This is a genomic window from Streptomyces sp. BB1-1-1 (assembly GCF_031597775.1).
Taxonomy (GTDB): domain Bacteria; phylum Actinomycetota; class Actinomycetes; order Streptomycetales; family Streptomycetaceae; genus Streptomyces; species Streptomyces thinghirensis.
The window spans coordinates 630159-644897 of the sequence record NZ_CP134203.1 but is presented as its reverse complement, the minus strand read 5'-3'; the positions used below and the strand labels follow the sequence as shown (position 1 = coordinate 644897).

The 14739-nt window shown below is 73.5% G+C and carries 14 protein-coding genes; 2 read left to right on the top strand and 12 right to left on the bottom strand.

What is annotated here, in order from left to right; genetic code table 11:
* Positions 1–57 precede the first annotated feature (57 nt).
* Both RI578_RS02860 and RI578_RS02855 read left to right on the top strand, forming a co-directional pair.
* A complete protein-coding gene (locus RI578_RS02860; RefSeq protein ID WP_310869541.1) occupies positions 58–1656 on the top strand; it encodes an FAD-binding oxidoreductase in 1599 nt (532 codons plus the stop codon).
* 72 nt (positions 1657–1728) lie between these two features.
* On the top strand, positions 1729–2610 hold the full coding sequence (locus RI578_RS02855; protein WP_310869540.1) for a YegS/Rv2252/BmrU family lipid kinase: 882 nt from the start codon (positions 1729–1731) through the stop codon (positions 2608–2610).
* Positions 2611–2664: 54 nt separating this feature from the next.
* On the opposite strand, the gene RI578_RS02850 is transcribed toward RI578_RS02855, so the two are convergent.
* From RI578_RS02850 to RI578_RS02795, 12 genes are all read right to left on the bottom strand, one after another.
* Complete coding sequence (locus tag RI578_RS02850; RefSeq protein ID WP_310869539.1) at positions 2665–4944, bottom strand: catalase; 2280 nt, start codon at positions 4942–4944, stop codon at positions 2665–2667.
* 135 nt (positions 4945–5079) lie between these two features.
* Complete coding sequence (locus RI578_RS02845) at positions 5080–5307, bottom strand: hypothetical protein (RefSeq protein ID WP_310869538.1); 228 nt, start codon at positions 5305–5307, stop codon at positions 5080–5082.
* 148 nt (positions 5308–5455) lie between these two features.
* Entirely contained in the window at positions 5456–7351 is a 1896-nt protein-coding gene (locus RI578_RS02840) for a DUF2264 domain-containing protein (protein ID WP_310869537.1), read from the bottom strand.
* The gene (locus tag RI578_RS02835) at positions 7348–8328 is read right to left on the bottom strand and encodes a hydroxyacid dehydrogenase (RefSeq protein WP_310875646.1); all 981 of its coding nucleotides are present in this window, start codon (positions 8326–8328) and stop codon (positions 7348–7350) included. Before RI578_RS02835 ends, RI578_RS02840 begins: the two co-directional genes overlap by 4 nt.
* A 56-nt stretch (positions 8329–8384) precedes the next feature.
* The gene (locus RI578_RS02830; RefSeq protein WP_310869536.1) at positions 8385–9248 is read right to left on the bottom strand and encodes a carbohydrate ABC transporter permease; all 864 of its coding nucleotides are present in this window, start codon (positions 9246–9248) and stop codon (positions 8385–8387) included.
* A complete protein-coding gene (locus RI578_RS02825) occupies positions 9245–10231 on the bottom strand; it encodes a sugar ABC transporter permease (protein WP_310869535.1) in 987 nt (328 codons plus the stop codon). Before RI578_RS02825 ends, RI578_RS02830 begins: the two co-directional genes overlap by 4 nt.
* Before the next feature lie 25 nt (positions 10232–10256).
* Positions 10257–11588 carry a sugar ABC transporter substrate-binding protein gene (locus tag RI578_RS02820; RefSeq protein ID WP_310869534.1) on the bottom strand — a complete coding sequence of 444 codons (1332 nt, stop codon included), beginning with the start codon at positions 11586–11588 and terminating at the stop codon, positions 10257–10259.
* Positions 11589–11714: 126 nt separating this feature from the next.
* Complete coding sequence (locus RI578_RS02815; RefSeq protein ID WP_310869533.1) at positions 11715–12851, bottom strand: substrate-binding domain-containing protein; 1137 nt, start codon at positions 12849–12851, stop codon at positions 11715–11717.
* A gap of 101 nt (positions 12852–12952) precedes the next feature.
* Positions 12953–13246: a gas vesicle protein K gene (locus RI578_RS02810; protein WP_310869532.1), complete on the bottom strand. Its 294-nt coding sequence runs from the start codon at positions 13244–13246 to the stop codon at positions 12953–12955.
* Positions 13243–13491 (bottom strand): gas vesicle protein, encoded by a 249-nt coding sequence (locus RI578_RS02805; protein ID WP_310869531.1) that lies wholly within the window; start codon positions 13489–13491, stop codon positions 13243–13245. Before RI578_RS02805 ends, RI578_RS02810 begins: the two co-directional genes overlap by 4 nt.
* Positions 13488–14384 (bottom strand): GvpL/GvpF family gas vesicle protein, encoded by an 897-nt coding sequence (locus tag RI578_RS02800; protein ID WP_310869530.1) that lies wholly within the window; start codon positions 14382–14384, stop codon positions 13488–13490. Before RI578_RS02800 ends, RI578_RS02805 begins: the two co-directional genes overlap by 4 nt.
* Positions 14381–14725, bottom strand: a complete 345-nt coding sequence (locus tag RI578_RS02795) for a gas vesicle protein (protein ID WP_310869529.1) — start codon at positions 14723–14725, stop codon at positions 14381–14383. The genes RI578_RS02800 and RI578_RS02795 overlap by 4 nt, the downstream gene beginning before the upstream one ends.
* Positions 14726–14739: the final 14 nt, after the last annotated feature.

The window sequence follows — 14739 nt, the reverse complement described above, 5'->3', positions numbered from 1 at the left end:
CGCATCCCGGCGGCGTCCCGAAGGCACCCCCCGAACCGACCGTGAGGACGACAGGCAATGGACATGCTGTGGAACGGCTGGGGCGACCCGGCCCGGGCGACGCCGCTGCCCGACACGGTGACCGGGCTGCTGCGCGAGCTGCTCGGCGTCAAGCCCCGCGACGCCGCCTCCGTCCCGCTGGCGGAGATCGACGTACCCGCCTCGCCGCTGGACGAGGCCGCCCGCCGCGCGCTGGAGGCCGCCGTCGGCGACCGCGCGGACGGCGTGCGCACGGACGCGGAGACCCGCATACGCCACACCCGCGGCAAGTCCACCCCCGACCTGCTGCGGATGCGGACCGGCGACACCGCCGGCACCCCGGCCGCCGTCGTCCTGCCGGACAGCCACGACGAGGTGCTCGCCGTACTGGAGGCCTGCGCCGGGCACGGCCTGGCCCTCGTCCCGTTCGGCGGCGGCACCTCCGTCGTCGGCGGCCTCGCCCCCGGCCGCGACGGCACCTTCGTCGCCCTCGACCTGCGCCGCATGAACGGCCTGCTCGACCTCGACGAGGTCTCCCGGACCGCCACCCTGCAACCCGGCCTGCGCGCCCCCGAGGCAGAGGCGCTCCTCGCCGCGCACGGCTACACCCTCGGCCACTTCCCCCAGTCCTACGAGTGGGCCACCATCGGCGGCTTCGCCGCGACCCGCTCCAGCGGCCAGGCCTCCGCCGGCTACGGACGCTTCGACGAGATGGTCCTGGGCCTCACCCTCGCCACCCCCGAGGGCACCCTCGACACCGGCCGCGCCCCGCGCTCGGCGGCCGGCCCCGACCTGCGCCAGCTCGTACTGGGCTCGGAGGGCGCCTTCGGCGTCATCACCTCCGTCACCGTGCGGATGAGGCCCGTGCCGAAGGTCCGCCGCTACGAGGGCTGGCGCTTCGCCTCCTTCGACGAGGGCGCCGCGGCCCTGCGCCGGCTCGCCCAGGACGGCCCCCGCCCGACGGTGCTGCGGCTGTCCGACGAGACGGAGACACTGATCGGCCTCGCGCAGCCCGACGCCATCGGCGCCTCACTCGCCCGGCAGGACGCCGGATGCCTGGCCGTCGTCGGCTTCGAGGGCACCGAGGACGACACCGCCCACCGCCAGGGCGGCGCCGCCGCCGTACTGCGCGAGAGCGGCGGCACCTTCGCCGGCGAGGAACCGGGGGAGCGCTGGGCCCACGGCCGGTACTCGGCGCCCTACCTGCGCGACTCCCTGCTGGACGCCGGGGCGCTCGCCGAGACCCTGGAGACGGCGACCTACTGGTCCCGCCTCCCCGCGCTGTACGCCGCCGTCCGTGACGCGCTCACCGGCACCCTCACCGGGGCCGGCACCCCGCCGCTGGTCATGTGCCACATCTCGCACGTCTACGAGAACGGCGCCTCCCTGTACTTCACCGTCGTCTCGGCCCAGGGCGACGACGCCCTGGCGCACTGGACCCGGGCCAAGCACGCCGCCAACGAGGCGATCCTCGCCGCGGGCGGCACCATCACCCACCACCACGGCGTCGGCACCGACCACCGCGACTGGTACGTCCGGGAGGCGGGCGCCCTCGGCGTCGAGGCCCTGCGCGCGGTCAAGCGGAGTCTGGACCCCGCCGGACTGCTCAGCCCGGGCGTCCTCCTGCCCGAGGACTGACCCCGCACAGCGGCTCGCCCCGACCCCGTGAGACAACAGTCCGGCACCACCCGTCAGCCCGGAGGCACATCGATGCGACAGTTCACCGCCGTCGTCAACCCCACCGCGGGCGGCGCCACATCGGCCGCCGCGCTGCTCGGGGTGGCCAGGCTGCTGCGGGAGGCGGGGGCGGAGCTGGAGACGGAGTACAGCCGCAGCCTCGCGCACGCACGGGATCTCGCCCGGCGGGCCGGTGAGCGTGGCCGGGTGGTGCTCGCCGTCGGCGGCGACGGGATGGCCGGCGGGATCGGCGGCGCCCTCAGCGGCACCGGGGCCCTCCTCGGTCTCGTCCCGGCGGGCCGCGGCAACGACTTCGCCCGCGCCCTGGAGCTGCCCACCGAGCCCGCCAGCCTCGCCGAGGTGCTGCTGCGGGGCGAGCCGCGCCCCGTCGACACCATCGAGGTCACCTCGGCCGTCCACGACCGCGCCGTCGTGCTCGGCAGCGTCTATGCCGGCGTCGACGCGCTCGCCAACCACCACGCCAACCGGGCGCGCCTGCTGCGCGGCACCGCCTCCTACTACGCCGGCGCGCTGCGCGCGGTCGTCACCTGGCGCGCGACGCGCTATCGCGTCACCGTCGACGGCGAGGAGCACGCGTTCACCGGCTACACCGCCGTGGCCGCCAACTCCGGCTACTACGGGTCCAACCGCCTCATCGCGCCGTCCGCCCGGGTGGACGACGGACTGCTGGAGGTCGTGATGATCCACGACGCGCCGCGGCGGCTGTTCTTCGCCCTCATGAACGAACTCGGCTCGGGCGCCCACGTCCGCAGGCCGCAGGTGCGTGTCCTGCGCGGCCGGGAGGTCCGCATCGAGGCCGACCGGGCGATACCCTACGGCGCCGACGGCGAGGTCGAGGCCGTCGTCCCCGTCACGGCGAGAGTGCTCCCCGGGGCGCTGAACGTCCTGTGCTGAACACGCCGCCGGGCCGGCCACCGACATCGGTGACCGGCCCGGCGGGTACGCGGATCAGCCGCGGGGCGTGGTGAAGCGTTCCCACACCCGGTGGGCGCCCATCAGCTCCGTGAGCTGCTCCAGGGCCGCCGTGCCGGACGCCGCGACGACCACGCCGGCGGCGTCGGTGGGCACGCCCGACGCGTCGAGCGCGGCCTCGCCGCCCGCCCAGACACCGATCGCCTTGCCGTGCCGGTACGCCTCCGACACCAGCAGGCTCACCCGCGGGTCGATGGTCCCCGGCCGCGCGGGCGGCGGAGTGGCCTTGTAGTCCCGCGGGGTGTAGGCGTCGCCGCCCATGTCGGGCGTGCCCGCCACCAGGACGGCGTCGAACTCGACGGACCGTGCGGTGACGTAGCTGCGCTGTACGGTCAGCGCCGCGTCGCCCGAGCCGATGGTGCCGCCGGTCGGCGCCACGACCAGCGGCACCATCCCGGCGTTCAGCACCGCCTCCCGTACGGCCGTCACGCCCTCCAGGTCCGCGCCGCCGGTGACGATGCCGACGACCCGGCCGTCGAGGGGCCAGGTCCGGCCGACCTGGGACAGCGCGGGGCTGGGCTCGACGTCGGCCAGCGGCACGGTCGGTTTCGGGGCGGGCAGGCCGAGGCCCTCGGCGACGCCCGCGCACAGCTCCGGGTCGATGTTGGCCAGGACCTGAAGTGTCCGCTCCCGGACGGCCTGTTCGTAGCACTTGCCCAGCTCGAAGGTGTAGGCGCCGATGATGTGCTCGCGCTCCACCGGGCTCATGCTCAGCCAGAAGCGGCGGGGCTGGCTGAAGTGGTCCGCGAACGACTCCGGCGCCTCCCGCACCTTGGTCGCCTCCGGCACCCGGACCGGCGCCTCCACGAAGGCACTCATGTCCGCCCCGGCGGTGAACGGGCAGCCGCCGTCCAGGGAGTTGGGCCGGTAGGGCGCCACGCCCCGGTGCACGGCCGTCTGGTGCATGCCGTCGCGCAGCATGTCGTTGACCGGCGCCTGGGGGCGGTTGATGGGCAGCTGCGGGAAGTTGGGACCGCCCAGACGCGTGATCTGCGTGTCCAGGTACGAGAACAGCCGCCCGGCGAGCAGCGGGTCGTCGGTGACGTCGATGCCCGGGACGAGGTGGCCGACGTGGAAGGCGATCTGCTCGGTCTCGGCGAAGAAGTTCGACGGGTTCCGGTTCAGCGTCAGCAGCCCGACCGGCTGCACCGGCGCCAGCTCCTCCGGGACGATGTTCGTCGGGTCCAGCAGGTCGATGCCCTCGAAGGTCTGTTCCGGGTTGTCGGGGAAGGTCTGGATGCCCAGTTCCCACTGCGGGTACGCGCCCGCCTCGATCGCGTCGGCGAGGTCCCGGCGGTGGAAGTCCGGGTCGATGCCGTTGATCATCTGTGCCTCGTCCCACACCAGGGAGTGCACGCCCAGCTTGGGCTTCCAGTGGAATTTGACCAGCGTGGTCTCGCCCGCGGCGTTCACCAGCCGGAAGGTGTGGACGCCGAAGCCCTCCATCATCCGGTAGGAGCGCGGGATGCCGCGGTCGCCCATGAAGAAGATGGTGTGGTGGGTCGCCTCGGTGTGCAGCGACACGAAGTCCCAGAAGGTGTCGTGCGCGCTCTGCGCCTGCGGGATCTCCCGGTCGGGGTGCGGCTTCGCGGCGTGCACGACGTCCGGGAACTTGATGGCGTCCTGGATGAAGAAGACCGGGATGTTGTTGCCGACCAGGTCGAAGACGCCCTCACTGGTGTAGAACTTCGTCGCGAAACCGCGGGTGTCCCGCACCGTGTCCGACGACCCCCGTGAGCCGACCACCGTGGAGAACCGCGTGAACACCGGCGTCTCCACGTCCGCGGCGAGGAACCCCGCCTTGGTCACGGAGGCCGCCGTGCCGTAGCTCTGGAAGACCCCGTGCGCGCCCGCGCCCCGGGCGTGCACCACGCGCTCCGGGATGCGCTCGTGGTCGAAGTGCATGACCTTCTCGCGCAGGTGATGGTCCTGCAGCAGCACGGGCCCGCGCGGCCCGGCCTTCAGCGAGTGGTCCGTGTCGTACAGCCGCGTGCCCTGAGCGTTCGTCAGGTAGCTGCCGGACTGCGCCACCCGGGCCTGGTCGGCGCCGGTGGGCTGACCGGTCGGCGACACGGTGTCCGGACCGCTCTGGTCCGGCTTAGGGGGCAGCGGTTCCCGGGGCTCGGTGGGCTCGGCGACGGAGGGCGACTCGGGACCGGGTTTGCCGGGAATCCCCTCCGCCGGTCCGCCACCGTCGCCCTGCAGGCTCTCGGTGACCTTGTGGGCTACCCGCTTGAGGGGGTTGGCCTCGCTCATCAGCCTCTTCTCCGTTCTGGGCGGGCCGCTGCACGCGGCCGGTCGTGTTCGAGTACCGACTGCCGTGGTGGGCCGTGACCGCGTACCCAGCGAGCGGGACTCAAGGCATGGGCGCGTGGAACGGAGGCCGCCGTCTCAGGTGACGGTCTCCCCGTCGTGGGTGCCGCCCTGACAGCGCTTCGTGAAGGAGCCCGTCCCCGACCCGTCCACCGAGATGATGATCACTCCGCCGCCCTGGATGCACTCGGTCGCCGTCACGTCGACCGGAAGGTGCACGGCGCGGGACACGGCGGCCTCCGCCGGAGCGGCGGACAGTACCGACAGGGCCAGGGCCGCGACCGCGGCCCACGACGACTTGCGCATGGGGCACTCCCTCTTTCCACCGGTGCCGTACCAGCGTCACCGGGCCGGGGACGCCGCGCCACCGGAGGCGCGCGCACGGGGGAGGACGCACGGGGAAGGGCCCCGACCGGCGGAGTTCCGGTCGGGGCCCTCGGGGAGCCGGGAGGCTCTAGCTCACCTCGTGCGTCACCCCCACCGGTTCGAACGAGACCCGGGTGCGCCCGCCGCCGTCCGCCCAGACCACCTCGACGCCGGTGTCACCGGCCACGACCTCCGTGACCGCCTCCGCGAGCGGACCGGGACCGGGCTCCCCGGTGAGCGCGGCCAGGCAGACGTGCACGGAGGTGCCGCCCGCGTCGCCGGACAGCCGGGGCAGCTCGGCCCACGGAACGTAGGCCGTGCCCTGCGGGGCGCGGACGGTCTCCGGCTCGGGTTGCCAGCCGTGCAGGCCGTGCAGCGCCGAGACCAGCGGCTCCTCCGGGCCGGTGGCCCACCCGGTGTGCGTGAGGCGGGCCTTGGCCGGCGCCCCGACCACCCGGTGCACCCGCAGCTCGTACGGCCCCCGTGCCACGGTCACGCTCTCCACCCGCAGCCCCGGCACCATCGGGGGCCCGCCGGCGAAGGCGGGCCGGTGCCAGGACGCCGCCCAGCCCCAGCCGTCGCCGTGTCCCGCGCCGAGCGGGTGGATCCGACGCCGGACGCTGCGCCGGCCGTTCACCTCCACCGACAGGTGGTTGTCGGCGACGTTCCCGGACGCCGTGGGGCCGGTACGGGTGGAGTAGGCCTGCCGCCCGTAGTGCGGGTCGTCCTCGGCGGCCGACTCGCCCTCGTGCGGCCGGACATGGTCGCTGCCGTGGTTGTGCAGCCGTACGATCCCGTCGCCGCGCGTCGCCTGCACCAGCAGCCCGGGCGCGGGCAGGGCCAGCACCCGGTCGGCCTCCTCCACCGGCGCGGCCTCCTCCGCGGCCGTCCACAGCGGGTGACCGGCGGGGGCGAGGAGGGACACGAACGCCTTCGACGCCCAGTAGGGGGAGGCGGGACCGGAGTACGACTGGAGGGTGGCCTCGTGCGGGCCGTGCCACCCCAGGCTCAGCAGCCCGTCGTCGGTCAGCGCGCCGCGTTCCATGAAGTAGCGCAGACTGCCGCTCGCCAGCCGCCGCGAGGTGCCCGGCGTCAGCGGCGTGTGCCCGGTGACCGCGCCCAGACCCACGGCGGCACCGGCGGCGAACCGGTACGACAGCGAACGGCCGTAGTGCAGCGGAGCCCCGTCCGCGCCGAACATCAGCGCGAAGCCTTCGAGGTGCGCGCGCAGCCGTTCCCCGTACCGGGCGGCCTGACCGGTGTCGCCGCCGAGGTGGGCGTCCAGCACCGGGTAGAGGTGCAGCGCCCAGCCGTTGTAGTGGTCGAAGGCGCGTCCGTCGCCGTCGGCGTACCAGCCCCCGCCCCGGTACCAGCCCTCCATCAGCTCCAGCGCCCGCGTCCGGGCCGCGGCCGTCTCGTCGTCGCCGCGTCCCACCGACTCCAGGAACCCGGCGACCGTGTACGGGAACAGGTACCAGTTGTTCGGCGCCGGCACGTGCCGCAGCGCCCCGCGCAGCCACTCCTCCACCCGGTCCTGGACCCCGGCGTCGAGGTTCTTCCACAGCCACGGCGCGGTGAGCCGCAGCCCGAGCGCGACCGACGCCGACTCGACCATGGGCTGGCCCTGCACGTCGTGGTCGAGGATCAGCGGCCAGGACTCGGTGTCGTCGCGGCCGGGGGTGAGGGTGCCCGAGGCCAGGCCGCGCGCGTAGCGCTCCAGCCAGCCGTGCGGGTCCGCGCCGTCGGCGCCCGCGACGCGGAAGGCCGCCGCGAGGAACGTCCGGGCGAACCCCTCCAGCCCGTCGGAGCGCACGCCCGAGCGCGAGGGGCGCCCCGGCAGGTCGAGCAGGGCGCAGCCAGGGGTGCTCCAGCGCCACGCGGCCCACAGCAGCCCGTCCGCGACGGCTTCCCAGTGGTCCCGGGTGTAACCGGTGTACGGGCTCAGCGCACGGTCCTCGGTGGGCAGTTCGAACGGGATGCTCATGCCAGGAACGCCAGCCTTTCGCGTCGTACGGGATGGAGGAAACCGGCACCGGACGCCCAGCGGGTCGTCTCGGCGAGCGCGAGGTCGGCCAGGCGGCGCCACTCGTTGCCCTCGGAGCCGGCGAGGTGCGGGGTGATCAGCGCGTTCTCGCACTCCCACAGCGGATGGTCCGGTGGCAGCACCTCGGGGTCGGTGACGTCCAGCACCGCCCGGATCCGGCCCGCCCGGACCGCGTCGGTGAGCGCCTCCTGCTCGACGACCGCCCCGCGGGAGGTGTTGATCAGCACCGCGTCCGCGGGCATGGCGTCGATCAGGGCACGGCTCACCAGCCCGCGCGTCGTGGGCAGCAGCGGGGTGTGCACGCTGACGGTGTCGCAGCGCGCGAACAGCTCCGGCAGCTCGACGCGTTCCACGCCCAGTTCGGCGGCGTCCGCGTCGCTGACGTACGGGTCGTGCAGCAGGACGTCGACGTCGTGCGGCCGCAGCAGCTCGACGACGCGGCGGCCGATCAGCGAGGCCGACAGGATGCCCACCGTGCGGCGGTAGTTGCCGACGCCGCGCGGGGTGCGCAGCCAGTTGCCGCGCGTCCGGGACACCCGGAAGTCGCGGGCCCGCTCCAGCACCCGCTTGCCGGTGAGCAGGATCATCCCGAGCGTGTACTCGGCCACCGGCAGCGCGTTGGCCGCGGCGGCCGAGGAGACCTCGATCCCCCGCTCCCAGCACGCGTCGGTGACATGCCCGCGGACACTGCCCGCCGTGTGCACCACCGCCCGCAGCCTCGGCGCCGACCGCAGCACTTCCGCGTCCAGCCGGGGGCAGCCCCAACCGGTGATCAGCAGGTCCACGTCCGCCAGTACGGACTCGGCCCGCGGTGCGGTGAGGTCGTCAAGCACCGGGAACGGCGCCAGGTCGCAGACCCGGCGGAACGCGCCGAGCGACTGGGGGTCGAGGACGGCCGAGGCGGCGTCCGGGGACATGGCCACGGCGGCACGGGGCCGGGACCCACAGCCGGGGGTGTCGGGGGCGTACAGGGTCACTTGACGGCTCCGGCGGTCAGCCCGCTCCGCCAGAAGCGCTGGAGCAGGACGAAGGCGAGGATGAGCGGCAGTACGGCGAGCAGCGAACCCATGATCACCACGGGGTAGTACTCCGGCGAGACGGACGCCGCGCTGTTCCACTGGTACAGGCCGAGACTGACGGGATACAGGTCTTGGTCGGACAGCATCACCATGGGCAGGAAGAAGTTGTTCCAGATCGCGGTCAGCTGGAAGAGGAAGACGGTGATCAGGCCGGGGCCGAGCATCCTGAGCGCCACCCGGGCGTACGTGGTCAGTTCGCCCGCCCCGTCCACGCGCGCCGCCTCCAGCACCTCGTCGGGCACGTAGCCCCGCGCGAAGATACGGCCGAGGTAGACGCCGAACGGGTTGAACAGCACCGGGATGAACACCGCCCAGAAGGTGTTGACCAGGCCGGCCTCGGAGGCCATCAGGTACAGCGGCAGCGCGAGGACCGTCTGCGGCACCATGACCGCCGCCAGCACCAGGCCGAACAGCTTCTCCTTGTGCCGGAAGCGGTACTTGTCGAAGGCGTAGCCGCAGGCCACGCTCACCAGCGCGCCGACGGCGGCGCCCACCACCGCGTACAGCAGGCTGTTCACGTACCAGCGGCCGTACAGTCCGCCGTCCATGGCGAACAGGTCCGTGAGGTTCTGTCCGAAGGAGAAGTCGCTCAGGGAGAGCAGGTCGCTGCTGAACAGCGCGTCCCGGGTCTTCGTGGAGGCGAGCACCAGCCACAGCACCGGCAGCAGCGTGTAGAGGACGGAGATCGCGACGACCACGTTGACCGTCGCCCGGCCCAGCAGCCTCGGGCGGAGCAGGGAGCTGTCGGTGGCGCTCATCGGGCCTCCTCGGAGTCGGCGCGGCTGGTGAAGCGGGTGACGCCGTAGGACAGGGCGATGGTGCACACCAGCAGGACCACCGAGGCGGCCGCCGCGAGGCTGTAGTTGTTGCGGGTGAAGGCCGCGTCGTAGATGTACATGCTCGGCGAGAAACGGGAGCTGACCATGGGGGAGGACTGGTTGAGCAGCATCGGCTCCGTGAACAGCTGGAGCGCCCAGATCAGGGTGAAGATGGCGACCATGACGATCGAGGCACGCACCAGGGGCGTCTTCACCTGGAGCGCCGTGCGCACCGGCCCGGCACCGTCGACCACGGACGCCTCGATCACCTCGCGGGGCACGGCCTGCAGGGCGGCGTAGAAGACCACCATGTTGTAGCCGAGGTTGCTCCACAGGGCGATGTTCACGATGGACGGGATGACCGTGTGCACGCCGAGGAAGTCGATCGTGATGTCGCCCTGGGCGAAGAGTTCGATGACCGGGCTGATGCCGGGCGTGTACAGGTACAGCCAGATCAGCGCGGCGATGATGCCGGGCACCGCGTGCGGCAGGAACAGCGCGAGCTGGGCGAAGGCGCGCAGCCGGACCACGCCGGAGTCCAGCAGCAGGGCGAGGGCGAGCGCGCCCACGACCATCAGCGGGATGTAGATCAGGCAGTAGAGCGCGACCGTGCCGAGCCCGCCGAGGAAGGTCGGGTCGGTGAGCACGGCCGCGTAGGAGCGCAGTCCGACGAAGACCTGGCGCTCGGGGCCGAAGCCGAGACCGGGCTGGTCGTCACTGAAGAAGCTCAGGTAGACGGCCGTGCCGACGGGGATCAGGAAGACGGTGACCAGCAGGGCGAAGAACGGCGTCATCAGGACGCCGGCGGCGGTCAGTTGCCGCCGCTTGGCCGCTCTGCGGGCGCGCAGGCCGGAAGCGGAGGGCGCCGGGGCGGTGGCGCGGGACGCGCCGGTCGGCACCCGGGGCTGGGTGGTCGTGGTCATGGGGTGTCACCTGCCTTTCGTCGGCTCAGGTGCTGTGCTGGGTGGTGGACAGGCCGAGGGCCTTGAGATCGGGCATGGTGCCCTCCTGCGCGGTGCGCAGCGACTCGACGAGGGAGCCCTGGCCGGCGCCGACGCGGGCGAAGGAGTCCTGCATGACCTTCTGGGTGGCGCTCATCCGCGGCCCCCACAGCCACTGCTCGCCGATCTTCTCGGCCTCCCGCTCGAACAGGGTGTAGATGTCCTGCCCGCCGTAGTACGACCGGTCGAAGGCGTCGCGACCCACGGAGACCAGGCCGGGAGCGGCCGGGTACTGGCTGCTGGTGCCGCTGGAGAGCCGGGCGCGCAGGGCGTCGGGGTGGGACACCTGCCACTCGATGAACTCCATCGCGGCCTCGGGGTGGCGGCTGTCCTTGGTGACCGCGAAGGTCGAACCGCCGTGCGTGCCGACGGACGGGCTGCCGGTGTCCCACTGGGGCAGCGGCGCGATCCGCCACTGGCCCTTCTGTCCGGGCCGCGCGTTCATCTGGGCGCCGGCGTCCCAGGCGCCGCTGAGCCGGGTGAGGACCAGCCCGTTGCCGATCTGCGCGTCGGACTGCCTGCTCTCGACGGCGTTCACGAAGACGTCGTCCCGGTCGATGAGCCCTTGCCAGTAGTCCGCGACCCGCCGGGAGGGAGCGTCGGCGAGGGACACGTTCCAGGCGCCGCGCGAGGTGTCGAACCACTGGGCGCCCGCCTGCCAGGCGTAGCAGGCGAACTGGGTCATCCCGTCGGTGGGGAACAGCACCAGCCGCCGGTCGGGCGCCTCGCGGCGCACGGTCGCGGCCTGCTCGGCGAACTCGTCCCAGGTGCGCGCGACACTCAGCCCGTACTGGTCGAACAGGTCGGCGCGGTAGTGCATCACCATGGGCTCGACGTCCAGCGGTACGGCGAACACCCGGTCCTCGAAGGTGGTCAGCCCGAGCGCCTGCGGCAGCAGCTTCCGGCGCAGCCCGTCGCTGACGAGGTCGGTGATGTCACGGGCGACGCCGTCGATGGCGTACCCCGGCACCTGCGGATACTCGATGGTGGCGACGTCGGGCGCGTTGCCCGCCCGGGCGGCGTTGCTGAGCTTGGCGTAGCCGCCCTGCCCGCCGGAGGGGATCTGCTGGAAGTCCACCCGGATGTTCCGGTGGGTGCGGTTGAAGGCGTCGACCACCTCCTGGCTGCCGCGCAGGGCGGACCAGAAGGTGACGCGCGTGGTGGTGCTCGTGCGGGCCGACGAGGCGCCGTTCCCCCCGCTGCAGGCGCTCACGGCTCCTGTCAGGGGTACGGCGGCCATCGCGGCGAGCACGGACCGACGGCTGGGTCGTCCGGGCATGGCGCCTCCCGCGGCTCCTGCGGGTCCGCGTGGGTGCGGACACGACTGTTCGGGACACGGGAATCCTGAACGCTCCGCCTCAAACGGTCAATAGATCGATCAGAAGAAAATAAAGCGATCAAACGCTCACATGGTCGAGCGGTCGGTCGAGCGGTCGGTAGGGCACTCGGTCGGGCGGTCCGTCGATCCGCGCACCATCAGCCGCGGCAGCAACTCCACCCGCCGGCCCGGCCGGCTGCCGGGCGCCTCGGACAGCCGCTGGAGCAGCAGCTCCGCGGCCGTGCGCCCGACCTCGGTCTTCGGCGGCGACACGGCCGTCAGCGGCGGCGAGCCCAGCCCGGCCACGACATCGTCGTACGCCACGACCGAGCAGTCCTCCGGCACCCGTACCGCTTCCTCCGCCAGCCGCTGGACGATCATCAGCGCGTCCACGTCGCCGTGCAGCACCATGGCCGTCGCGCCCACCTTGCGCATCAGCGCCGGCAACTCGGCCGTCTCGTCCGCCGCGTACGGCCCGTCGGCCCCGGCCTCCGGCGCGACGAGCGTCCACGCCCACTGCTCCACCAGCGGATGCGCCTCGGCTATCTCGGCGAAGGCGGCACGCAGCGAGCGCGCGGTGGGACTGTCGTGGCGCGTGGCGAACACGATGCGCCGGTGACCGAGCCCCACCAGGTGCTCCACGGCCAGATGCGCGCCGTACCAGTGGTCCGAGCACACCGAGTCCAGCGCGTGCAGCGCGCTGCCGCGCCACGGGCGGCGCTCCATCAGCACCGTCGGCACGCCGAGCGCGGCGAGCCACTCGTGGTCGGCCTCCTCCTCGGCCCGGCCGCGCCAGCGGGGGGCGATCAGCAGCCCGTGCGCCCCGTCCGCCAGCGCCCGCTCCACCAGCGGGCGTTCGGCGCCGGACGCCTGCGGCGCGAGGTGCAGGGCCATGCGCACCCCGGCGTCCTCCAGGACGGTGCGGGCGCCGTGCAGCGCCTCGGTGAGGTACGAGTGCCGCACCGGGACGACCACGGCCACCCGGTCCCCGGCCGCCGCAGCCGACTCGGCCGCGCCGGAGGGTGCCTCCTCGGCGGCCAGGGCGGACCGGACGACGCCGTGGCCGCGACTCAGCCTGCCCTCCCGCGTCAGCTCCTCCACGTCACGGCGCACCGTCACCACGGAGACCTGCAGCTCGTCGGCGAGATCGCGCACCCGCGCGGTACCGCGCGCCTGGACCGCCGCCAGAATCCGCTGGCGCCTGAGATCGACCGGCTCCCGCATCAGGCCTCCCCACCCGAGAATGTTCGTTTGAGCGATTCGCCGTCATCATAGCGATCGCTCGTCCCGGGTGTGCGCTCCGCCTTCCCGCCCGCGGGTGGCCTCTACGGTTCCGGGTCCGCGAGGAGCGGTCCCAGGGGGCCCAGATCGAGGTTCAGGTCGGAGCGGCTCAGGCCGTGCTGCGCGCACAGGTCGTCCATGCGCTCGTCGAGCAGCATGAGCGCCGTGCCGAGCCGGTCCTCCTGCTCCGTGCTCAGCGTGCCCTCGTCGAAGCGGCGCACGGCCTGGCGTTCCATGAGCTGGCGCAGCAACTCCACGACGGTGAGGACCAGGGCGGCCAGGTCGTTCGTGACCCGCTCGGGGTCCAGGTCGAGGGCGTGCGCCCGGGGCGCGGTCACAGCGGCCCGCTGTCCGGCCAGGGGGCGGGCACCCGCTCGTTCACCGACGACAGCAGGGCGTGCAGGGAGATCCGCACCAGCGGCACGTCCGCGATCGCCAGGACCAGGTCGCCGCTGACGACGACACCGGTCGCCAGCACCCGGTCGAGGAGGTCGACCAGGGGCACCCCGACCGGTGCGTACGGCTCCGGTCCGCCCCAGGGCACGGGGGCCGGGCCCGGCGTACGGGTGGCCGGGGAGGTCATGAGCGGGCCTCCTGTTTCATGGGGCGCTGTTCCGCGCGGTTCGGTTCCGTGACGTCCAAGGCCATGGCGTCCGCCGGGGCTTCGTCCCAGCGGGCGAAGGAGTACGGGATCCACGGGCCCGAGGCGCTGACCTCGACGGCCGTGTGCCGGCCGTCGGCGGTGAGCCGGGCCAGGGCGTGCTTGAAGGCGGCGCTCTCCGCGTCCTCCACCAGGTAGGCGGCATTGATCAGTTGCGGGGCGCGCCGGCCCGTCAGCCGCTCGCTCTGCGGGCGGTGCCGCGTCGCGTCGACGGCGTACCGCCGCAGCTCCGCGTCGACGGCGTCCGCCTCGGCCAGGGCCCTCCCGTGCGCGTCCTGCCGGTCGCGTCGCCGTGCGCTGGCCCGGCTGAGGTAGGCACGCCCACGCGCGCCCGCGCCGGTACCGGAGTCGGCAGGGGTGTCGGAAGCGGTGGCGTTCGCCGCGCCGCCTGTGGCGTGTACCTTCACCGCCCATTCCGTACGGCCCCGGAGACGGTCGAGCAGCGCGCCCAGTACCGCTTCCCGGGCGGTGACGGCCTGCTCCGCGCTCCGGTCGCCGCGGTACAGGGTCGCCATCGGCAGCGGAACGACCGGGCCCCGCCGGGCCGCGGCCTCGACGCCCCGGTGATGGGCACGGGCGCAGCGTTCCAGGTCGTCGGGCCGGTTGAGCCGCTCGGCCAGCGCCTCCTCGTCGAACAGCGCCGCGGGGACGTCCTGGACGACCAGGCACAGGCCGCCCGCGCGCAGCACGCGCAGCGGACCGCCCTCCTCGTGGCCGGTCGCCGCGGCCGACGTGGCGAGGTCCGGCGGAGTGCGGGTGACGGCGAACGCGCAGACGAGGACGGGGGCCGCCGGTCCGGCAGGGGGAGCGTTCACCGGGCGGCTCCCTGCGTCTCCTCGGCGGCCCCCACCAGGGCGTCCAGCCGGGCCCGCAACCGCTCGTTCTCCTCGGTGAGCGCGTCCCGCGCGGCCCTGGACGAAAGCGCCGGGTCGGTCTCCCACCAGTCGATGCCCGCCTTCTTCGCGGTGTCCACCGAGGCGATGAACAGGCGCAGGCGGATGGTGAGCAGTTCGATGTCGAGCAGGTCGATCTTGATGTCGCCGGCGATGACGATGCCCTTGTCGAGGACCCGTTCGAGCAGGTCGGCGAGGTTGCCGGTGACAGGCGCGTACGGCTGTGTCTCCGGGCTCGCGAACCGGTGGTCGACGTCTGTCACCGCACACTCCCGGC

Bases quoted from the DNA above. Each gene is read 5' to 3' on its own strand.
- RI578_RS02860 (WP_310869541.1), top strand. From the start codon at position 58: ATGGACATGCTGTGGAACGGCTGGGGCGACCCGGCCCGGGCGACGCCG.
- RI578_RS02855 (WP_310869540.1), top strand. From the start codon at position 1,729: ATGCGACAGTTCACCGCCGTCGTCAACCCCACCGCGGGCGGCGCCACA.
- RI578_RS02850 (WP_310869539.1), bottom strand. From the start codon at position 4,944: ATGAGCGAGGCCAACCCCCTCAAGCGGGTAGCCCACAAGGTCACCGAG.
- RI578_RS02845 (WP_310869538.1), bottom strand. From the start codon at position 5,307: ATGCGCAAGTCGTCGTGGGCCGCGGTCGCGGCCCTGGCCCTGTCGGTA.
- RI578_RS02840 (WP_310869537.1), bottom strand. From the start codon at position 7,351: ATGAGCATCCCGTTCGAACTGCCCACCGAGGACCGTGCGCTGAGCCCG.
- RI578_RS02835 (WP_310875646.1), bottom strand. From the start codon at position 8,328: ATGTCCCCGGACGCCGCCTCGGCCGTCCTCGACCCCCAGTCGCTCGGC.
- RI578_RS02830 (WP_310869536.1), bottom strand. From the start codon at position 9,248: ATGAGCGCCACCGACAGCTCCCTGCTCCGCCCGAGGCTGCTGGGCCGG.
- RI578_RS02825 (WP_310869535.1), bottom strand. From the start codon at position 10,231: ATGACCACGACCACCCAGCCCCGGGTGCCGACCGGCGCGTCCCGCGCC.
- RI578_RS02820 (WP_310869534.1), bottom strand. From the start codon at position 11,588: ATGCCCGGACGACCCAGCCGTCGGTCCGTGCTCGCCGCGATGGCCGCC.
- RI578_RS02815 (WP_310869533.1), bottom strand. From the start codon at position 12,851: ATGCGGGAGCCGGTCGATCTCAGGCGCCAGCGGATTCTGGCGGCGGTC.
- RI578_RS02805 (WP_310869531.1), bottom strand. From the start codon at position 13,491: ATGACCTCCCCGGCCACCCGTACGCCGGGCCCGGCCCCCGTGCCCTGG.